Below are 18,440 nucleotides of genomic sequence, written 5' to 3' on the forward strand. Positions count from 1 at the left end.
AGAAAGCGGGACGGCTCCGGCCGTCCTGCGGTTGCTTGGGGACCGGTGCTCAGCGCCGGTCCCCATTCTTATGGGCGAGGGCTCAGAGGGAGAGGCAGGCCGGGAAGGGTTTGAGCCGTTGGGGCGGAGGAGAGCGCCTGATGGTTCGACCCGTTCCTGCTCTCCGAAAGAAATCCTGCCATGACCGAATCTCTCGCGGGCGGCGCTGCCGCCGCGCCGCTCTCGATGCGCGCCGCTGCAACTTTCACCTCCGCCGCCGTCAGGGCTGCGCGACAGCTCCTGACCGAGCTCGAACGGGGCCGGCGCATCGATGCCGCTGTTTTGCGTAGCGCCATGGAAGCCGCCTTTGGCGCTTCGGACACAGCCGGCGTTTGGAACTGGAAAACCGCCTATGACGTCTGCGAGGCGGCAACCGTTCTGTTCCTTCGCAAGTTCGGCCCGGCCATGCGCGCCAAGGCCGGCTCGACCGTCGCCATGCTGCCGATGCTTGCGAAGGTCGCGAACTGCCTGCCGACCCACACGCGGCGGTCCGAGGACAGCCAGGCATTTCAGCAATTCTCGACGCCGATCCCGCTCGGGCTGGCGGCATGCGCCGCAGCGGGCATTACGCGGGCTGATCGTGTTCTTGAGCCATCGGCGGGCACCGGTTTGCTCGCCATCTTTGCCGAGCTCGCCGGCGGCGCCTTGGTGTTGAACGAGTTGGCCGAGGCCCGTGCGGAGCTGCTCGATCATCTATTTGCGGGTGTTGAGGTCACGCGGTTCGATGCTGCTCAGATCGATGACCACCTCGACGTGAGTGTCGCGCCGAGTGTCGTTCTGATGAACCCGCCGTTCTCCGCGCTGGCAAATGTCGATCGGCGGATGGCGGATGCGGCCCTCCGCCACATCGCTTCGGCGCTCGCGCGTCTTTGCGACGGTGGACGCCTTGTCGCCATCGCTGGCGCTAACCTCGCGCCGGATAACCCGGCATGGCGAGATGCCTTTGTAGGGCTCCAGGAACGCGGGCGGGTCGTGTTTTCTGCGGCTATCGACGGCAGCCTTTACGCCAAGCATGGCACTCGGGCGGAAACGAGGCTGCTTGTGATCGACAAGCTGCCCGCCGCAGATCCGAAAGCTTTTCCTGCCTCGCCAGGAATGGCGGCCGATGTCGCTGCCTTGCTTGGCTGGGTGAAGCAGCATGTGCCTCCACGGCTGCCCGTCGCCGCGCCATCGGAAATCGTTGCTATCGGCCGGTCAGCGATGTCGCCGTCGGTCGGCGCCATTGCACCGCGTTCACCGCTCTCTTCGATAAGCGCCGCGCCAGAAGGCCTCGAACTTGCGTATGAGACCATCGAATGGTCGTCGCCGGAAGGCACCCGACTGACCGATGCGCTTTACGAGGAGTATGGATTGCAGTCAATCCGTATTCCGGGATCGTGCGCACACCCTACAAAGCTCGTGCAATCCGCGGCGATGGCTTCCGTTGCGCCACCGAAGCCATCCTATCGTCCGCACCTGCCTTCGACTCTGTTGGCAGACGGAGTTCTGTCGGACGCTCAGCTCGAGAGCGTCATCTATGCCGGCGAGGCGCATTCCGAGTTTCTCGCGGGCTCCTGGACGGTCGACGCGACCTTTGATGTTTTAGCCGCCGCGCGCGACGACGCGGAAAATGCCGTCCGCTTTCGCCGCGGCTGGTTCTTGGGCGATGGCACCGGGGCGGGCAAGGGGCGGCAGGTCGCGGGGATCCTGCTCGACAACTGGCTCAAGGGCCGCCGCCGTGCGATCTGGATCAGCAAATCCGACAAGCTGATCGAGGACGCGCAGCGCGATTGGTCCGCGCTCGGCATGGAGCGCCTGCTGGTTACGCCTCTTTCTCGCTTTCGCCAGGGCACCCCGATCCGCCTCGCGGAAGGCCTCCTATTTACCACCTACGCTACGCTGCGCACCGATGAGCGCGGCGAAAAGCTTTCGCGCGTCAGGCAGATCGTCGAATGGTTGGGCTCGGACTTCGACGGAGTGATCATTTTCGACGAGAGCCACGCCATGCAGAATGCGGTCGGGTGCAAGGGCGAGCGCGGCGATCAGGCGGCCTCTCAGCAGGGGCGCGCGGGCTTGAGGCTTCAGCACGCCTTGCCGAATGCACGCGTGGTTTATGTGTCGGCGACGGGCGCCACCACGGTCCATAACCTCGCCTATGGCCAGCGCCTTGGCCTTTGGGGCGGCGCCGACTTCCCGTTTGCCACGCGTGCCGAGTTCGTCGAAGCCATAGAGGAGGGCGGCGTCGCGGCCATGGAGGTCCTGGCGCACGACCTCAAGGCGCTCGGCCTCTACGCAGCCCGCTCGCTCTCGTACGAGGGCGTCGCTTACGATCTCGTTGAGCACCAGCTGACGCCGGAGCAGGTTCGCATCTACGATGCCTATGCCGGTGCGTTCAGCGTCATCCATAACAACCTCGATGCGGCGATGCGAGCCGCCAACATCACCGGCGCAACGGGAACGCTGAACAGGCAAGCCAAGTCTGCGGCACGCTCCGCTTTCGAAAGCGCCAAGCAGCGCTTCTTCGGCCACCTCCTGACCTCGATGAAGACGCCGACGCTCATCCGATCGATCGAGAACGATCTTGAGGCCGGACACGCTGCGGTCATCCAGATCGTGTCGACGGGCGAAGCGCTGATGGAGCGCCGGCTCGCTGAGATCCCGACTGAAGAGTGGGGCGACATCCAAGTCGACATCACGCCGCGCGAGTATGTCCTCGACTACCTCGCTCATTCCTTCCCAGTCCAGCTCTACGAACCCTTCACCGACTCGGAAGGTAACCTCTGCTCCCGGCCTGTCTATCGCGACGGCCAGCCGGTCGAGAGCCGGGAAGCCGTCGCACGACGCGACCGCCTCATCGAGAAGCTTGCATCGCTACCGCCGGTACCCGGCGCGCTGGATCAAGTCGTCCAGCGCTTCGGCACCGACATGGTCGCCGAGGTCACCGGCCGCTCGCGCCGCATTGTGCGCAAGCGCGACCGGCTGGTGGTCGAAAACCGAGCCGGATCGGCCAACCTCGCGGAGACTTCGGCCTTCATGGATGACGTCAAGCGGATCCTTGTGTTCTCCGACGCGGGCGGCACAGGGAGGAGCTACCATGCCGAACTGTTGGCTCGGAATCGCCGCCTGCGGGTCCATTACCTGCTCGAGCCCGGCTGGAAGGCCGACGCCGCGATCCAGGGGCTCGGCCGGACCAACCGGACCAACCAGGCGCAGCCGCCTCTGTTTCGTCCGATTGCGACCGACGTGAAGGCCGAAAAGCGCTTCCTCAGCACCATTGCCCGCCGGCTCGACACGCTGGGGGCCATCACGCGCGGCCAACGCCAGACCGGGGGGCAGGGCCTGTTCCGGCCAGAGGACAACCTTGAAAGCCAGTACGGTCGTGATGCCTTGCGTCAGCTCTACATCCTGCTCGCGCGAGGCAAGGTCGACGGCTGCTCGCTTGGGAGGTTCGAGGATGCGACCGGTCTGAAGCTCATGGATGCCAATGGGCTCAGGGATGACCTGCCGCCGATCACGACCTTCCTCAACAGGTTGCTGGCGCTCACCATCGATCTGCAGAATGTCCTCTTCACCGCCTTCGAGCAGCTTTTGACCGCTCGGATCGAAGGCGCGGTTGCGTCCGGCACTTACGACCTCGGCCTGGAAACGCTGCGCGCTGAAAGCTTTGTCGTCACCGACCGGCGGACGATCTATGACCATCCGGGCACCGGCGCCGAAACCCGGCTGCTCACGGTCACCCAGCGCCAGCGCAATCATCCGGTGAGTCTGGATGACGCTCTTGCTCGTCTTTCCGATCGTCAGGCCGTCCTGTTGGTCAATGAGCGCTCGGGACGAGCCGCCGTGCAAGTGCCCGCGGCGAGCGTCATGCTCGACGACGGCGAGATCGAGCGGCGCGTCCGTCTGTTCCGGCCGATGGATCAGCACACGGTCCCCTTGACCACCATGGCCGAAAGTCATTGGGACGAAGCGGATCGTGAACGCTTTGCCTCGACCTGGCTGGCGGAGCTTGCCGAGGTGCCCGAGTTCACGGAAAGCACGATCCACGTCGTGGCGGGCTTGCTGCTCCCCATCTGGAAGCGGCTACCGAACGAATCGACCCGCGTCTATCGGCTTCAGACCGACGCGGGCGAACGCATCATCGGCCGCAAGGTCTCCGCCGCCTGGGTCGCAAGCGTCCTTGCGACGGACGCCCCTGCGCTGACACCGGCCGCTGCTTTTGCCGCACTGATGGAGGGACGGACCGTCCTCGATCTTGCGGAGGGGCTCCAGCTTCGCCGCGTCCGGGTGATGGGTGCATATCGCATCGAGCTGTCGGGATTCAACGACACGATGCGCGATCGCCTCCGTGCTTACGGCCTCTTTGGGGAGATCATCTCCTGGAAGCTGCGCATGTTCGTGCCCACGGATACGAGCGGCGTGGAGGTTCTATCCAAGGTGCTCGACACGTATCCGGTAGCGCGCATCGGCGGGCGGGAGGCCGCCTGATGTCCCGCGATGCTTCCGAACTGGCACACCGCCTCTCGCGCGAGGCTGAGGCGGTGTGCCGACACTATCTGTCCAATGGCAGGCGGGCGGGGCGGTACTGGCTGGTCGGCGACGTCCACAACACGCCGGGCCGCTCGTTGTTCGTGCGGCTGCACGAATCGCCGAAGGGACCCGCTGGGAAATGGACCGACGCCGCGACCGGAGAACATGGTGATCTCCTCGACATCATCCGCGAAAGTCTGGCCTTGCGAGACTTTCGCGAGGTCGCCGAGGAGGCGAGGCGGTTTCTAAAGCTGCCTCGTTCAGAACTGCAATTCGCTCCGAAACCCATTCGTTCAGTCGCGCCAGCCGGATCGCAGGAAGCCGCTCGTCGGCTCTTTGCGATATCAAGCCCGATTGAAGGGACGCTAGCCGAGACGTACTTGCAAGGCCGCGAAATAGGCCAAATCCATCATGGTGGCAGCCTTCGCTTCCACCCGCGTTGTTACTACCGACCGGACGAGCATTTGCCGAGCGAAACATGGCCGGCGATGATAGGCTCGGTCACGGACCTCGAGGGACGGATCACCGGCGTGCATCGCACCTGGCTAGATCCACACGGCTTTGATCGCGTGCGGCTCGGCAAGGCCCCGATCGACACGCCACGACGGGCCATGGGCGACCTGCTTGGTAACGCCGTTCGCTTCGGCGTGGTGGACGACGTGCTCGCTGCGGGCGAGGGGATCGAGACCATGCTTTCGCTTCGCTACGTGCTGCCAACCTTGCCCATGACCGCTGCGCTCTCGGCCAATCACCTCTCAGCCATGTTGCTGCCGTCTGGCCTACGCCGACTCTATATCGCTCGTGACGCAGATGCCGCCGGAGATGCCGTACAGGCTATTCTCACCCAGCGCGCAGAAGCCGCCGGCATCGAAGCGATCGGATTGTCGCCCCGGCTAGGCGACTTCAACGAAGATCTGCACATCTTCGGCCTCGAGGCCCTTCGAGCAGCGTTGCTACTTCAACTCGCACCGGAGGACGTCGTCCGTTTCCTGCATTTGTCGATGGCAACTGCGGAATAGCCTCGGCATTTCGATGGGCGTCGACAGGTCGGTCGCGGTGCGGCCACTGCCGGAAGAGGACGCAACCACGGCCTTCTAGAGGGCGATCGGACGGCAGGCGGCTCGGGCCGGCAATGGCTGTGTCCGGCTATTTTCCGCCGCGCGCCGGCGACGAGAAGACATATTAGCCACATGGCGAGCGCGCTTTGCATCGCGAAGCAAAATAGCCGGACTCCGCCATCCTCCGCTGCGCTTCGGCCCTCCGCTTCCGCCTACGCGGGGCTTCGGCGGACAAGCCGCTCCGGGTTCTGGCCCGTTCAGCCTGCCGTTTGAGTGATCGCCACGAAGGCCGCGATGGTCGCGGCCGATCCGGCAAAGGATCGCCTCCATGACCGACCACGATGACATCGAACCGCCGCACGCCGCATCTGCGACCGAACACGTTCTTACCGAATTGCAGCTCTTCGGGTACCGTCCCTTCGACGACCAGCCCGATCCGCGGCCGCTTCCCGAGGGCAGGATCGTTACCGGTGCCGTCGCTGATATCTTCGATGCCCTGGTCGCCACGTTGAGCGACACTCGGCTCGAGCCGGACCTCGACGATCTGCTCTGGTCGACTGTCAACCTGTTCCATCGTGCCGTAGACCGCATCGAACGCCAACTTGACGACAACGAAAAGGCGCAGCAAAAAAGCCAGCGCGAGCAGGACGGCTCCGAAGTGCGATCCGTCGAACTCGAACGCATCACGGCGGAAGGCATCACGCTGATTGAGCGCCGCAACTGCCTGGAGCTCTTCCGTGACCAGGCCATAGAGCGCTTCGAGGCTCATACCCGCTCATTCTGGCGCCCTCGATCGGGATCGCTGGTGAACCACCGCACGTTGACCGCAGCGATGATCGACTCCCGCGACTTCATCGCAGCCAAGCGCCGCGCCGAGACCGAGGTCATGCTGCCCGCTGGTCCGAAGATCGCGCTCACCGGAGGGCTTGACTTCAACGACCACCACCTCATCTGGGATCGTCTCGACAAGGTTCATGCCAAGCATCCCGACATGGTCCTGCTCCATGGCGGCTCCCCGAAGGGTGCCGAGCTGATCGCCTGCAAATGGGCGACCACCCGCAAGGTAGCTCAGATCGCTTTCAAGCCGGACTGGACGAAGCATGCCAAGGCCGCGCCCTTCAAGCGCAACGACGCCATGCTCGAACTCCTGCCGATCGGCGTCATGCACTTCCCGGGCACGGGAATTCAGGACAACCTCGCGGACAAGGCGAAGCGGCTCGGCATCCCCGTTTGGAGGTTCGGCGGCGCGTGAGCGCCGTCTTCTCGACTCCGAGCCTTCGAGGCGGAATGGTTCACGCCGCAACTCCGCCTCGTTTCAGTCTAATATCCAGAGTTGCGCCGTGGTGGTGGTGGAAGGCGCCACTGGTACATCTATGCACATGGAGCCACCACCATGCTCGCTATTGGGCTTGTTCTCAACACACTCGGCATCGGTCTATTCTGCTGGGCGATTTTCGTGCTCGCAGTGTATGCCCTGCCGTTTTTGTCGCACTGAGTATCGGGATGACGGCGTATCAGAGCGGCGCCGGCCTCGCTGGCGCCCTGCTTATCGCCACGGCCGGCGGTGCGCTGACGCTCGTGGTCGGCCAGATCGCCTTTGCTGCTACTCGGTCCTCCGCCTTGCGTAGCGCGATCGCGACAGCATTCACTGTCCCCGCCGCCGTCGCCAGCTATCATGTGGTGTTCGCGGTGTCCGATATCGGAGTGCCCTCGCTGGCTTGGCGTGAAGTCTTCGCTTGCCTCGGCGCAGTTTGCATTGGCCTTACGTCATGGACGCGCTTGATGGTTTTAGCGAAGCCCCGCCAGTTCGAGCCGGGTGGGGTGGTGGAGAACCCGTCCTAGTCCGTTCTTACGGCCGCATGGCCTGAGGGGATGACCGTTTTCCGCCTTCATCGTCGAGCACGTTGGCGTAGATCGGCGCGTTGAAGGAAGCCCGATCGAACCTGAGCGCGAGAGAGGCGGTCCTCCTCGGAACTCCTCGATCAAGCCGCCGGCGTTCGGTCTGGCCCACGCAGCTGCGGCAGAGCGATATTACCTCGATCGGTTCTTGGGGGACGATGCCGCCCTTTGCAGGAGATTATTTCTCTTTGCGCGCTGAATCGTTCCGACCTCTTGTTCATCAAAATCGAGATAGCCACGCTTCTCCAGAGATTGTGGTTCAGCACGCGGACGCACGTGGCCTCGTTGATGGCTTGATCTGGCCGAAGACCGGCTTCGCCTCGATCGTCTGAGCCGCAACGCCGTTGATGCGACTTTCTTCCCCTGGGCTTCGCCCATTCCTCGCGAGACAAGAAAGTCGCCACAACGACGTCCTCCGCTGCGCTCCGGCCCGCGAGCGGGTGCGTCGCCGATCGTCTTCGGCCCTAGATCGCCATCGAGGCCGCGGTGGTCGCGGGCTCGAAACACAACAGGAGAAGTGACATGGCTAACATCGGTTCTTTCAAGAAGGTCGGCAACGAATTCCAGGGCGAGATCGTGACCCTGAGCCTGAAGGCCAAGGGCGTCCGCATCGTCGCCGAGACCAACCGCTCCAATGACAACGCCCCCAGCCACCGCATCTATGTGGGCCGGGCGGAGATCGGCGCAGCCTGGTCAAAGCGTTCCGAGGAAGGCCGCGACTACCTCTCGCTCAAGCTGGACGACCCCTCGTTCAACGCGCCGATCTACGCGAACCTGTTCGATGACGAAGGCGGTGAAGGCTACACCTTGCTCTGGTCGCGGCCGCGCAAGACCGGCGAGTAAGAGCGCCCCACCAAGCCCCGTCCGACCAAATCGGGCGGGGCTTCTAAAAGCCCGCCTACAGTCTTTACGTCGTGCACCGAAGAATGCATCCGCGCTTAGGATCGATCCATCGTCGCCAACAAGACCTCAGCGTACTGTTCTGCGCCGGCCTTCACCCAAGCGTCGGTGACAGCGCAGGCCCAGGCGAGGCAAGCCAGAACGTCAAAAATAATCGAGCCCCAGATTGCGGAATTGGCCGCCTCACGGAGCTGCGTCACGAAGGGCCGGACGTCGCCGAGAGTGTGTGGCCAGGACTCGATCTGCAGCCCTATGGACGCCAGCGAGGCAAGCAAGGCGATGACGGCGCCGACAAGACCAAATGCCTTCATTCCTCGCATATTGCGCCGAAAGCCGTATTGAGCGTTTTCCTTGTCAACCAGCGACGCCTTCCCGCGGACATGCTCTTTCAACCATTTGATAGCCGAGGCGTAGGCTGCATCAGCCGCATCTGGGTTCGAGCGCTCAGCGGCCGGAGAAGGCAGCACCAGATTGGGAGCGTGATGCCCGAGGTAACGGTGATACCGATCTCTCGTGTGGGCATCGAGCCGGCTCGCGTGACGCAGCAGATAGGTGGTCGGCCAACCACCCCATTCCTGCAGCACGCGCTGCTCGACCTGCTTCCCACGGCTACGGGCGATTGAGCTCAGCCAATACAACAGGCCGCATGATGTCGCGATCGTCAGCAATGTCGAGCCGAGATGGGAGGTCAGGAGCTCGGGAAACCAGGCCAGTGCCGTCAACAACGGCGCGAAGATCGTCAAGAGAGCAGGAAACAGCCGCGCCTGTCGGCTGTAGCTGTCGAAAAGGTTTTTGAGGTCCTCCATGTCGGCTCAGGCCTCCTGGTCTTCCGGATAAGCCACGGGAATAGCGGCCGACCAGCCGCGGTTCGGGGCTCCCTTGTGCGTCCGCTTGCCCTGGCCTTCTGTGGTAAGCACCTTTCCGCCGCGATGAATCATCGCTCGGACAACCGACTTCCGTGGGTGGTCAGGGTCGGCGTCGGCGGAGCTTATGATGGCAGTGAAGGTGCTCGGCTGACCTCTTGCGGGGAAACGTGGTCCCAGAAGCTCATCAAGAAGCTGCGTCGTTACATTGTACCGCCCACCGTGGTGCGGCACTTGAAACCGATCGATGCCGGGCAGGACAAGACCGACATAGGGTGCATAGTCGATGACCTCCCTCAAGCCAGAGCGGCCGGTATCGGCGTGAGCATAATGCGCTCGCCGTTGAGCTGGGCATATTGAACCACGCTCATCTCGTTCTCGGCGCTGGTGTCTGAGCCTGGAAAATATTCGTCGGCCCAAGCGGCGCGCACCAGTGCGGTTGCCTGGCGCGCAGCGTCGGCGATGAAGCTGGTGGCCTTCGCGAGCAGGCCATCCTCGGCACCTTCAGGCGTTTTGTTCGACTCGACGACCAGGTCCTTGAAGCGCGGCGGCGTCGGCGCCATCACATGGAAGGCGCCGATGAGCGCGCCCTGGAACGGCTCATAGATCGGGATGCCGCGCTTCGTCGCGATATCCTCGAGTGCGGCGAGATTGCTGTAAGAAGAGCGAAGGCGGCCGCGGAGACGGTCGACATCGGTGTAGGTCGGAAAGCGCGGCAGCAATTCCTGGGCGTACATCCACGGCCGCAGCATCCAGAGAGCGCCGACATCGAAGCTCTCGAGCACGGACTGCAGCCTGCCGGCATGGTCGCCGTCATTATGGGTGCAGACGACGTTGTCGATGAAGGTGGGATTGCCGTAATACTTGTTGATGTGGTCGACAACGGACTGCCCGGTCTTCTGATAGCCGCCATCGACCACGTGGATGTAGGTCTCCCCGCCGAGCTGGTAGCGCAGGCAGATGGCGTCGCCGCTGTCTTTGGCTCCGACGTCTAAAAAATCGATCTCAAAAAGATCCGGCAAAGGAACCTCCGCGGCTGTGGACAGCCGGTCGCTGGAACAGCCGCCGCGCTGCTATCGGGAACTCTTATAGGGTATAATCAGCCAACCTTTCTTGCTTTGCGCAAAATTATGCGATAAAAATCGTGTTATGTGCACGAATCGAGGAACCGCATGATTGCTCCCCTTCGTCTCCGGCTGCGCCGCGTGTTGCCGAGCTCTTTGATCCTTGATCTCGAGGATCGCATCAAAGCCGATGCGCTACACGCGCATGAAGTCGTCCGCGACGGCTTTGATGGGCTGACACCTCTGCGCGCCCGCGCCATTGAAGGCCAGGCCCGTTTCCGCGTCTGTGAACAGGGCTTCGAGGAAGTCTGCGCCGAGCATGGCGGACATTTGCTCGAAGGCGGCGTCATCCCGAAGACGGATTTGCGCGTGCATCAGCCGTTCATGCGCTTCGAGCATGAAGGGCAGGGCGTGATCCTCGCTCTGGCCAGCATGCCGGAGAGCGGCAAGTTGCCGGCGAAGAACAAGTCACGCCTGGCAGGCGTGACGGTCAATTACGAGCTCTCGCTGCGGCTGGCTTTCGACGGTAAGGGGCCGAAGATCAGCGACATCTTTGTCACCCTATTGGTTGCCCGTGACCGTGAGCGCGCCGGCAAGATCGCGGAGATCGCGGTCGGCGTGATCGAGTCCAACTACGAGGGATTTCTTTACTACGAAACCGTAGACTCGTTCCTCTTAGGTGACGGGGATGTGGAACCCGATGCTCCGGCGCCGACGCCCATTGCGCCGCCGACGGTTGACCAACCGAAGGTTACGTTGAAGAAGGGTGTGAAACCGTTTGTGCCACCTGAGGCACCGGCGGCCAAGAGCGAGGAGGGTGATGCCCAAGGCTGATTTCTCCTTCGGGCAAAAGCAACGATCGACATTGGTGAATACATGCGAGTAGGGACCCCCGGATTCGTGCCGGCGCGTCTGACCGAAATTCGGGCAGCGCGGCGGCTAACAAGTATGTCCGCGTTGGCGCGACGGCTTGGCGTTAATTCGAGCAGCGTCACGCGCTGGGAAGACGGCACAAGCGCGCCGGACGCCGACGCCATGGCCGCGTTGACGGAGACGCTCCAGGTTCGCCGGGAATTTTTCCTTCGTCCAACCTACGAGAACGACAACGCTCTCTTCTACCGCTCGTTGTCCTCGACGCTTGTTCGTGACATCAATTACCAAGAGTCGCAGCTGCGATGGTTGCAGGAAATTAGTTCGATCCTGCAGCACTATGTCGACTTCCCGGCGGTCGATATCCCTGATGTGCTTGCTGGCGCAAGCTACAAGCAGCTGCGCGACGAAGATATCGAACGTATCGCGCTTGATCTGCGCCGACATTGGAAGATAGGCGATGGGCCATGCACGGATATGATCGCTTTGCTGGAACGGATCGGGGTTATCGTCGGCTCGATCGAGATGGGCACCGCTAAGCTTGATGGCGTTTGCACCTGGTCTGCGTCGGAGGGACGGCCGCATATACTTTTGGCGACCGATAAGATGTCATTTCCGCGCCGGCAGATGGATGCTGCTCACGAGCTAGCGCATGCCGTTCTGCACAGGCACGTCTCTCCCGAAGAGTTGCGCATGGATCTCAAACAGATCGAAGTGCAGGCTTTCCGTCTCGCAAGCGCATTTCTGTTGCCATCGACGACCTACCCGCGCGAAGTAAAGCGCCCGTCGCTCGCTGTGCTGGAGACCTTGAAGGAGAGATGGCGCGTTTCCATCAAGGCACAGATCAAACGCCTCAAAGATCTCGAACTTATCCCCGAAGGCTATGACGTAGATCTGTACAAGCTCTATTCCGCTAAAGGCTGGAATCGAGAAGAGCCACTTGATGATGCCTGGCCGCTCACAGAGCCGCGCATGCTCGCAAACGCTTTGAATCTGATCGCCGATGCAGGCGTTCGCACAAAGGCGGATTTGCTTGCAGTCGAATTCACGATGTCGGCTGGTGACGTTGAAAACCTCACCTCGCTTCCGCCGGGCTGGTTTTCTACGCCTGCGGCTGAAGTCGTTCAGCTCAAAGCGTCAGCTAATCGCGAAGCCACGTTCGAGCGAGGGCAAGGCATCGTCGTCCCCTTTGCACGGAAGTAAATCTCAGCCGATCAATGAGTACACACTCTCGCTAGCTCCATGTCGCGCTTCCATGCGCTACACTGCTTTTGTACCCCGTCGCTAACACGTTCAAGCTGTTCCGAAGCGACATAGTGGGTGGCTGAAAAGAATCATCGTCGTTTGCCCAGTCTTGGTCGCTCGTCTCGTGCCTCATCATCGGGCAGGACTAGATCGACATGACTAACGCCCAACGTGCTGGCGAGCTCGAATAGAGTGACGACAGTTGGATTGCGACGGCCACGCTCTAGGTCACTAATATACTGCTGGGTGAATCCGGACACTTCGGCGAATTTCTCCTGCGTGAAGCGCTTCTGCTTCCGCAGTCTAGCGAAATTCCGACCGACCAACTTGCGCATGTCCATCGGCGCAAATTGCGTCTTTACATACTATGAGGTTTATCTCCTATAGTATGTATTCCGGCTTACCTGCTGGCCGGCCAATCCGCTGAGGCTAAAATGAGACGTGCGGACATTGTCGGCCAGCCAGAGATTGGAATCGTTCGCTGTTTGTTGGGACGCCTATGACGAAACCGCAACTAGATCCTGACGTCGAGGATGTCGCGCCAATCGAGCCGGCGCTGACGGCGTATGACGAACAGCATGTTGTCACGTATGTTCGCCTTCTGCAGGCGGAGGGCGAAGGAGCGGACTGGCGCGAAGTTGCTCAAGTGGTCTTGCATATTGACCCCGAGCGAGAGCCGGACCGTGCGCGGAGCGCATCTCAGAGTCACCTTGCGCGGGCCAAATGGTTGACCGAGCAGGGGCGCCTATTACGTGGTACCGGCTCCAAATAGAAGAAAATCACCGGCTGGCGACTCGCAGGCAGAACTATTTTCTTTTGCGGATCGGCGGTCATTCCGGTGAACCACGTGGTGCCAAACTAGGGTCTTCCTACAACCGCTTCGTTCATACCTATTGCGGCGCAATCGTTGTTAGCTGTGTGTAATGGGGCGGAAACAATGCCTGAATTCGACTGGCGGTCGCCGGATTCCTACAAGAGCCTACAAGACGCGGAATGTCTCCGCCGCAACGCCGACTATCGACGCGACTTTGAAGCGATGGTCGCTAGCAGTCCCGATGGCGAAGTGAAACCAGAGTTCAGGAGGAAGTGGGGCCTCTGCTTTCGCCCATGACCCGCAGAGGTCCTTTGACGAGCAAACGATCTTTTGGGCGCCTGAGGTTCTAGCGGCGGTCGTTCCCGTCAAGATCTCAGTGGCCGACACCGGCATTGCGCCGTCTCAGCCACTGCTCGACCTTACAGCTGGCCAGGTGCGCCGCGCCGTCGACGGCTGGCATGCCGTGCTGCGCATCGGTGCAGTCGATCACCGTGTTTGGTCCAAAGAGCCGCCAGTGCTTGGCGCGTCATACGCAGCCGAACTGCCGTTTGATGGCGATTTCGGCGCACGTGCCTATGCAGCCCGACGGCTGTGGCGCGCGATGAATGGTCGCGCGCCAGGTCCTGCCTTTCATCAACTATCTAGACAGCGGCGCGAACGCCTGAGCGCCGCGATCCGTGCGCTCGATGCGCACAGCGCCGGCGGCGGTTATCGCGTTATCGCCGAAGCGCTATTCGGCAAAAAGCGCATCCCCGATCGCGCCTGGAAGACGCATGATCTGCGCAATCGAACAATCCGCTTGGTGCAGGGCGGCCTCGCTTTGATGCGCGGTGGTTACCGCAAACTCCTGCGGCCCCTGCGCAAGGACTAGTAGCGCAGTCCCACGGGTGCCGAAAATCGCCCCCTCCATATTCGGCATCCCCCTCCGATATCGCGCTTCTCCATGATGACCGCACACACGCCGGTCTAGCCAAGCGTGGTGCGCTGTCCTCCTGGAGTTCTCAAATGCCCGATCCCATGGCCGGTCTTCCCCCGCGATTCCTGCGTACACCAGAGGCTGCGCGCTATCTTGGCCTGTCCGGCCGCACGCTGGAGAAGCACCGCACATACGGTACTGGACCGACGTATCGGAAGATCGGCGGTCGTGTCGTCTACGCCGTCGATGACCTGAAAGCATGGGCCGACCGGGGCGCCAAGACATCGACCTCCGACCCCGGGAAGGGGACGGTGCTGCCGGCCAAGAAGCATCCGGCGCTGCGCCCGTATGCGGGCCAGGAACGTCGCTGATCGTCGTGCAAGAGCAGTGATCATGCGGCGCAAACAGCATTTCGAGCGCGATCAGCTCGAGCTTTTTCGGGCGCTGCCCGGAGATCTTGCGCCCCGCGACGCGCAGGATCTGATGGCATATCCGTTCTTCTCGCTCGCAAAGACCAAGCGGATCGTGCCGATCGATTTCCGCGCGGGTGCGGTCGCAATTCGTGTCGAAGCCGTGCCGGAACACGGCATGGCGACCATCTGGGATGCAGACGTTCTGATCTGGGCGGCGTCTCAGATCGTCGAAGCCCGCGATGCCGGCCTGAAGACGTCACGCTTAATGGCTGCAACGCCTTACGAGATTTTGACGTTCGTGGGCCGCGGCACCAGCGCACGCGACTATGACCGCCTGAAGGCTGGTCTCGACAGACTTCAGTCGACGACCGTGCTGACGTCGATCCGTCAGCCGACAGAGCGGCGACGGCATCGCTTCTCCTGGATCAACGAGTGGAAGGAGACGGCCGATGCAAATGGTCGTCCATTTGGGATCGAGCTGATCCTGCCTGATTGGTTCTATGCAGGTGTTATCGATGACGCGCTCGTGCTGACGATCGACCGCGCTTACTTCGACCTGACGGGTGGACTTGAGCGCTGGCTTTACCGCCTCGTGCGCAAGCACGGCGGACGCCAGGAAGGCGGCTGGAGCTTTGACCTTGTGCATCTCCATGCCAAGTCCGGCATCCTCTCGCCGCTCAAGCACTTCGCTTATGACGTACGTCAGATCGTCCAGCGCCAGACACTGCCTGGCTATCAGCTCGTGCTCACGCGCGACCCGAACGGCATCGACCGGCTGAACTTCACGCCAACGCCTGTTGCTTCCTTAACGTCACGCCTGCGCCGGCGCGGTCTCATCCAAATTCGAAAGGACAACCTGTGAATCAGCTCGTGCTATCGGGGACCGCAACCCTCGTGCTATCGGGGACCCAATCCTCGTGCTATCGGGGACCGGAATCGAGCTTAAGGGCTTGTTTCTCCGCGCTTTCCGGCCGCTCTAACTTTACTAACATACTGACACTAACTTCTTGTTGTGAATCAGTACGTTGTGAACAAGTCGGCCGCGCGTGCAACGAGGATGCCTCATGCATCCACTCTCTCACGCGCAAGGCTTCGCTGCAATACGATTGTTGTCGCCAATGCACGCGCGCCAACGCGATCGCGCGCAAGTCTGCGCGATCACTGACGTCAACATCATCGCCTGATGCGCGTCACATCCTTTTGCAGCCACTCGCTCGTCGAGGAGAACTCGCTAACATCCGTGGTTGGCACGACGGCCACCACAAGCCGGAATCTGAGGAAAGGGCGGTCAGGCTAACCAGCGCCGTGCTTGATGGCTTCAAATGCCGTCATGAAGCCGCCGGCAAGAAAAGTTGCGATCTCACCCGCATCCCCGTCTCCCCGGGAGACGCTGCTCCGCCGTGGCGGAAGGAAAAGGCGCGCGTGGAAGCGGCCGGGTCGCGGAGGCCCTTACATCGCCGCAGCGACCCGGCCGCGCTTGCCGCCGGCGCCAAACCGGAACGTCGTGCCACTGCTCCAGATCTTGTGCAGCAGCACGGCGAGCGCGCGCGCCACTGCCGTCGCCGCGCGCTTCAGACCCTTCTTCCTGGCGAGCCGCAGGCCCCACAGCCGCAGCTTAAAGTTCTTCGGGATGCGCGTCAGGATCGCGATCGCGGCCTCGTACAGCATCGCTCGCGTCAGCTCATCGCCGCATTTGGAGATGCTGCCGATCCGGTCGGTTTGCCCGGATTGGTAGCGCCGCGGCGTCAGGCCGAAATGGGCGCCGACATTGGTCGACTTCCTGAATCGGGCCGGATCATCGACGGTGGCGCGGAACGTCAGCGCCACCAGCGCGCCGACACCGGGTACCGTCATCATCCGCCGCACGGCGCTGTCGCTGCGCGCCGCCGCCAGCGCGAGGCGCTGCAGCTTTGCCAGCTGCAGCCGCATTGCGCCGCGGGCGTCCAAGAGCGGCGTGACGATGGCCTCCAGTTCCTTCTTCCCGGCCATGATCTCGCGCACCCGCGCGTCAAAGCGGCCGACCGAGATCTCGCCGACCTTGAGGCCAAACGGACGCAACAGGCCGCGGATCATGTTCTCCATGTCGAGCACCTTGCCGAGCAGCGCCTTGCGTCCCACGAGCAGCGCCCGCAGCGTTTGCGCGCCTTCCGATTTGACATGGACCGCACGGAACCAGCCGGTCCGCATCATCTGCGCGATGCCCCTGGCGTCGTTGCGATCGGTCTTGTTCAGCATCGCATTCAGCGCCGCCTTGGCATGCCGGGTCTCGATGCAGATCACGGGCAGGCCCTTTTCGGAAAGCGCCGTGAACAGCCAGGCGCTGTACGAGAAGGCTTCCAGGCCGACACGCTTCAGGTGGATGCCCCATTCCGCCAGAAACAGCTCGATCGCGTCCGGATCGGTCTCGAGTTTCGCTTCCCGGACGACCTGGCCATCGCCGTCCACCACGCAAATGTTGGTCGCCTCCAGCGACACGTCGAGCCCTGCATAGAAGTCCATCATTCGCCTCCACCGCCGACCGCCGGACCGCACCGCGCGTTCCGTTCGCGAATCGTTGCGAGGCATTTTCGCTGCAGTTCGGCCGGCGAGGGGGCACCGGTCAGTACCCCGGCTAACCAGAAATCCTTCGGATTTCTTCTAACGGACCAGGCGGAAAGCCGCGTTGGCGGCGTCCGAAAACGGCGGTCCTTCAGACTAGCTCGCCCTTGCGGGCCACGCACACTCTCCGCCGAGCCTCAAGCACACGGCTACCAGCTCCACCGTCAGGGAGCCGCCGCATGAGCGATCTCACGGAAGTGGAAGTGTTGTGGCTCGAGAAGCGGATTGAAAACCGCGTTCGGTTCGGTCGCGTTGTCGAGGAACGCAAGATCGATCGCCACCGGCGTGTCCTGTCATTTGCGCCCGGCAGCATCTTTGCCTTCGTACGTTGGACGTCCAACGACTATGGAACGGTCATTTCGCGGATCGACATACTGCGCGCCGTCGGGCCTGGACAGCGCTGCTCGACCGTGCCGTATGTGAAACCAGGCGGGGAGATTTTGCTGCGGCTGTCAGGTTGGCCGAAGGTCGAGCGCGTGCTGCAGATGATCGATGCCGTTGAGGCACTCGGTATCGATCCCGTCGACGTCGCGCCTGATCATTGGCATCACGCTCATAACCGCCTGTCCGTCAATGAAAACCCGCGCCAATATACGAAAGCGCGCCACCAGGCCTGGCTTCATCGCCAAAAGGTGATGCGATGACGGGCCGCCTAGTGGTGCTGGCCGCTGCGTTTGGGGTCGCTGCCGCGCTCGTCGCGACGATCGTTCTGGAGCCGCTTCCGCTTTACATCTGGAACGCATCTGCGAGCGTGCCGATCGGTCTCTACAGCCTCCGACCGGCGGACCACTTCCAAGTCACTGAATTGGTCGCCGTGCAGCCGCCGGAGCCGCTCGCGACCTTCCTCGACCTTAACGGCTATTTGCCCATTGGCGTCCCCATGCTCAAACGAGTTCTGGCTCTGCCCGGGCAGACGGTTTGCAGAAGCGGGCTCGCGATCTCGGTCGACGAAGTGGCGGTGGGCGAGGCGCAGGATCGCGACAGACGCGGCCGGCCGCTGCCGAAGTGGCAGGGCTGCCGCGTCGTCGGTGACGACGAGCTCTTTCTGATGAACTGGCAGTCTCACGACTCTCTGGATGGCCGATATTTTGGATTCTTACCGGCATCTAGCGTGATCGGCCGTGCGCTGCCGGTGTGGACGTTGGAGGAGTGATCGTGCGTGTTAGACGCTCTTGCTCCAGCATTTCTCTGTTCGATCGATCGCGGGGCCATTCCTCCGTCACGACCAACGCTTGCAGGGCCGACGCGCGCCGCG

Annotated in this window: 18 protein-coding genes; 14 read left to right on the forward strand and 4 right to left on the reverse strand. The window is 62.3% G+C overall.

Annotated features, from left to right (window positions below; all coding sequences use genetic code 11):
• The first annotated feature begins 180 nt into the window (after window positions 1–180).
• The 5 genes from BCCGELA001_RS08205 (at window position 181) to BCCGELA001_RS08225 (ending at window position 8,345) form a co-directional block, all read left to right on the forward strand.
• The gene (locus tag BCCGELA001_RS08205) at window positions 181–4,503 is read left to right on the forward strand and encodes a strawberry notch-like NTP hydrolase domain-containing protein (RefSeq protein ID WP_008561588.1); all 4,323 of its coding nucleotides are present in this window, start codon (window positions 181–183) and stop codon (window positions 4,501–4,503) included.
• Window positions 4,503–5,564: a DUF7146 domain-containing protein gene (locus BCCGELA001_RS08210; protein WP_008561586.1), complete on the forward strand. Its 1,062-nt coding sequence runs from the start codon at window positions 4,503–4,505 to the stop codon at window positions 5,562–5,564. Before BCCGELA001_RS08205 ends, BCCGELA001_RS08210 begins: the two co-directional genes overlap by 1 nt.
• A gap of 367 nt (window positions 5,565–5,931) precedes the next feature.
• Window positions 5,932–6,855, forward strand: coding sequence for a DUF2493 domain-containing protein (locus BCCGELA001_RS08215; protein WP_008561583.1), 924 nt, complete (start codon window positions 5,932–5,934; stop codon window positions 6,853–6,855).
• A 251-nt stretch (window positions 6,856–7,106) separates the two neighbouring features.
• Complete coding sequence (locus tag BCCGELA001_RS08220; protein ID WP_335339438.1) at window positions 7,107–7,445, forward strand: hypothetical protein; 339 nt, start codon at window positions 7,107–7,109, stop codon at window positions 7,443–7,445.
• A 579-nt stretch (window positions 7,446–8,024) separates the two neighbouring features.
• Complete coding sequence (locus BCCGELA001_RS08225) at window positions 8,025–8,345, forward strand: DUF736 domain-containing protein (protein WP_006018714.1); 321 nt, start codon at window positions 8,025–8,027, stop codon at window positions 8,343–8,345.
• A 95-nt stretch (window positions 8,346–8,440) separates the two neighbouring features.
• Here BCCGELA001_RS08225 and BCCGELA001_RS08230 read toward each other — a convergent pair whose 3' ends face one another.
• The gene (locus tag BCCGELA001_RS08230; protein WP_008561562.1) at window positions 8,441–9,208 is read right to left on the reverse strand and encodes a hypothetical protein; all 768 of its coding nucleotides are present in this window, start codon (window positions 9,206–9,208) and stop codon (window positions 8,441–8,443) included.
• 353 nt (window positions 9,209–9,561) lie between these two features.
• Complete coding sequence (locus tag BCCGELA001_RS08235) at window positions 9,562–10,287, reverse strand: hypothetical protein (protein ID WP_202815405.1); 726 nt, start codon at window positions 10,285–10,287, stop codon at window positions 9,562–9,564.
• A 150-nt stretch (window positions 10,288–10,437) separates the two neighbouring features.
• On the opposite strand from BCCGELA001_RS08235, the gene BCCGELA001_RS08240 reads away from it, so the two are divergent.
• Entirely contained in the window at window positions 10,438–11,163 is a 726-nt protein-coding gene (locus BCCGELA001_RS08240; RefSeq protein ID WP_060735030.1) for a hypothetical protein, read from the forward strand.
• A gap of 114 nt (window positions 11,164–11,277) precedes the next feature.
• Window positions 11,278–12,402, forward strand: a complete 1,125-nt coding sequence (locus BCCGELA001_RS08245; RefSeq protein WP_008561560.1) for an XRE family transcriptional regulator — start codon at window positions 11,278–11,280, stop codon at window positions 12,400–12,402.
• A gap of 131 nt (window positions 12,403–12,533) precedes the next feature.
• On the opposite strand, the gene BCCGELA001_RS08250 is transcribed toward BCCGELA001_RS08245, so the two are convergent.
• Window positions 12,534–12,785: a helix-turn-helix domain-containing protein gene (locus tag BCCGELA001_RS08250; RefSeq protein WP_008561558.1), complete on the reverse strand. Its 252-nt coding sequence runs from the start codon at window positions 12,783–12,785 to the stop codon at window positions 12,534–12,536.
• Between the two features lie 158 nt (window positions 12,786–12,943).
• Between BCCGELA001_RS08250 and BCCGELA001_RS38725 the strand changes: the two genes are divergently transcribed.
• From BCCGELA001_RS38725 to BCCGELA001_RS08270, 5 genes are all read left to right on the forward strand, one after another.
• A complete protein-coding gene (locus tag BCCGELA001_RS38725; RefSeq protein ID WP_060735032.1) occupies window positions 12,944–13,216 on the forward strand; it encodes a hypothetical protein in 273 nt (90 codons plus the stop codon).
• 165 nt (window positions 13,217–13,381) lie between these two features.
• Complete coding sequence (locus BCCGELA001_RS39425) at window positions 13,382–13,555, forward strand: transcriptional regulator domain-containing protein (RefSeq protein WP_442855165.1); 174 nt, start codon at window positions 13,382–13,384, stop codon at window positions 13,553–13,555.
• A 79-nt stretch (window positions 13,556–13,634) separates the two neighbouring features.
• A complete protein-coding gene (locus BCCGELA001_RS08260) occupies window positions 13,635–14,129 on the forward strand; it encodes a DUF2285 domain-containing protein (RefSeq protein ID WP_083543314.1) in 495 nt (164 codons plus the stop codon).
• A gap of 134 nt (window positions 14,130–14,263) precedes the next feature.
• Window positions 14,264–14,545, forward strand: a complete 282-nt coding sequence (locus BCCGELA001_RS08265; RefSeq protein WP_008561544.1) for a helix-turn-helix transcriptional regulator — start codon at window positions 14,264–14,266, stop codon at window positions 14,543–14,545.
• A 22-nt stretch (window positions 14,546–14,567) separates the two neighbouring features.
• Window positions 14,568–15,449: a replication initiator protein A gene (locus BCCGELA001_RS08270; RefSeq protein ID WP_060735034.1), complete on the forward strand. Its 882-nt coding sequence runs from the start codon at window positions 14,568–14,570 to the stop codon at window positions 15,447–15,449.
• A 587-nt stretch (window positions 15,450–16,036) separates the two neighbouring features.
• On the opposite strand, the gene BCCGELA001_RS08275 is transcribed toward BCCGELA001_RS08270, so the two are convergent.
• Window positions 16,037–17,086: an IS110 family transposase gene (locus BCCGELA001_RS08275; protein WP_063921094.1), complete on the reverse strand. Its 1,050-nt coding sequence runs from the start codon at window positions 17,084–17,086 to the stop codon at window positions 16,037–16,039.
• A gap of 278 nt (window positions 17,087–17,364) precedes the next feature.
• Between BCCGELA001_RS08275 and BCCGELA001_RS08280 the strand changes: the two genes are divergently transcribed.
• Together BCCGELA001_RS08280 and BCCGELA001_RS08285 are read left to right on the forward strand one after the other, a co-directional pair.
• The gene (locus tag BCCGELA001_RS08280; protein ID WP_008561537.1) at window positions 17,365–17,829 is read left to right on the forward strand and encodes a DUF2840 domain-containing protein; all 465 of its coding nucleotides are present in this window, start codon (window positions 17,365–17,367) and stop codon (window positions 17,827–17,829) included.
• Complete coding sequence (locus BCCGELA001_RS08285) at window positions 17,826–18,338, forward strand: S26 family signal peptidase (protein ID WP_008561535.1); 513 nt, start codon at window positions 17,826–17,828, stop codon at window positions 18,336–18,338. The genes BCCGELA001_RS08280 and BCCGELA001_RS08285 overlap by 4 nt, the downstream gene beginning before the upstream one ends.
• Window positions 18,339–18,440 lie beyond the last annotated feature (102 nt).

Source organism: Bradyrhizobium sp. CCGE-LA001, assembly GCF_000296215.2.
Classification (GTDB): Bacteria; Pseudomonadota; Alphaproteobacteria; order Rhizobiales; family Xanthobacteraceae; genus Bradyrhizobium.

Excerpts from the sequence above, each read along its gene's own strand:
- BCCGELA001_RS08275 (WP_063921094.1), bottom strand. The coding sequence starts at position 17,086 with ATGGACTTCTATGCAGGGCTCGACGTGTCGCTGGAGGCGACCAACATT.
- BCCGELA001_RS08215 (WP_008561583.1), top strand. The coding sequence starts at position 5,932 with ATGACCGACCACGATGACATCGAACCGCCGCACGCCGCATCTGCGACC.
- BCCGELA001_RS08265 (WP_008561544.1), top strand. The coding sequence starts at position 14,264 with ATGCCCGATCCCATGGCCGGTCTTCCCCCGCGATTCCTGCGTACACCA.
- BCCGELA001_RS08220 (WP_335339438.1), top strand. The coding sequence starts at position 7,107 with ATGACGGCGTATCAGAGCGGCGCCGGCCTCGCTGGCGCCCTGCTTATC.
- BCCGELA001_RS08250 (WP_008561558.1), bottom strand. The coding sequence starts at position 12,785 with ATGGACATGCGCAAGTTGGTCGGTCGGAATTTCGCTAGACTGCGGAAG.
- BCCGELA001_RS08210 (WP_008561586.1), top strand. The coding sequence starts at position 4,503 with ATGTCCCGCGATGCTTCCGAACTGGCACACCGCCTCTCGCGCGAGGCT.
- BCCGELA001_RS08205 (WP_008561588.1), top strand. The coding sequence starts at position 181 with ATGACCGAATCTCTCGCGGGCGGCGCTGCCGCCGCGCCGCTCTCGATG.
- BCCGELA001_RS39425 (WP_442855165.1), top strand. The coding sequence starts at position 13,382 with ATGCCTGAATTCGACTGGCGGTCGCCGGATTCCTACAAGAGCCTACAA.
- BCCGELA001_RS08230 (WP_008561562.1), bottom strand. The coding sequence starts at position 9,208 with ATGGAGGACCTCAAAAACCTTTTCGACAGCTACAGCCGACAGGCGCGG.
- BCCGELA001_RS08280 (WP_008561537.1), top strand. The coding sequence starts at position 17,365 with ATGAGCGATCTCACGGAAGTGGAAGTGTTGTGGCTCGAGAAGCGGATT.
- BCCGELA001_RS08285 (WP_008561535.1), top strand. The coding sequence starts at position 17,826 with ATGACGGGCCGCCTAGTGGTGCTGGCCGCTGCGTTTGGGGTCGCTGCC.
- BCCGELA001_RS08270 (WP_060735034.1), top strand. The coding sequence starts at position 14,568 with ATGCGGCGCAAACAGCATTTCGAGCGCGATCAGCTCGAGCTTTTTCGG.
- BCCGELA001_RS08245 (WP_008561560.1), top strand. The coding sequence starts at position 11,278 with ATGTCCGCGTTGGCGCGACGGCTTGGCGTTAATTCGAGCAGCGTCACG.
- BCCGELA001_RS38725 (WP_060735032.1), top strand. The coding sequence starts at position 12,944 with ATGACGAAACCGCAACTAGATCCTGACGTCGAGGATGTCGCGCCAATC.
- BCCGELA001_RS08240 (WP_060735030.1), top strand. The coding sequence starts at position 10,438 with ATGATTGCTCCCCTTCGTCTCCGGCTGCGCCGCGTGTTGCCGAGCTCT.
- BCCGELA001_RS08225 (WP_006018714.1), top strand. The coding sequence starts at position 8,025 with ATGGCTAACATCGGTTCTTTCAAGAAGGTCGGCAACGAATTCCAGGGC.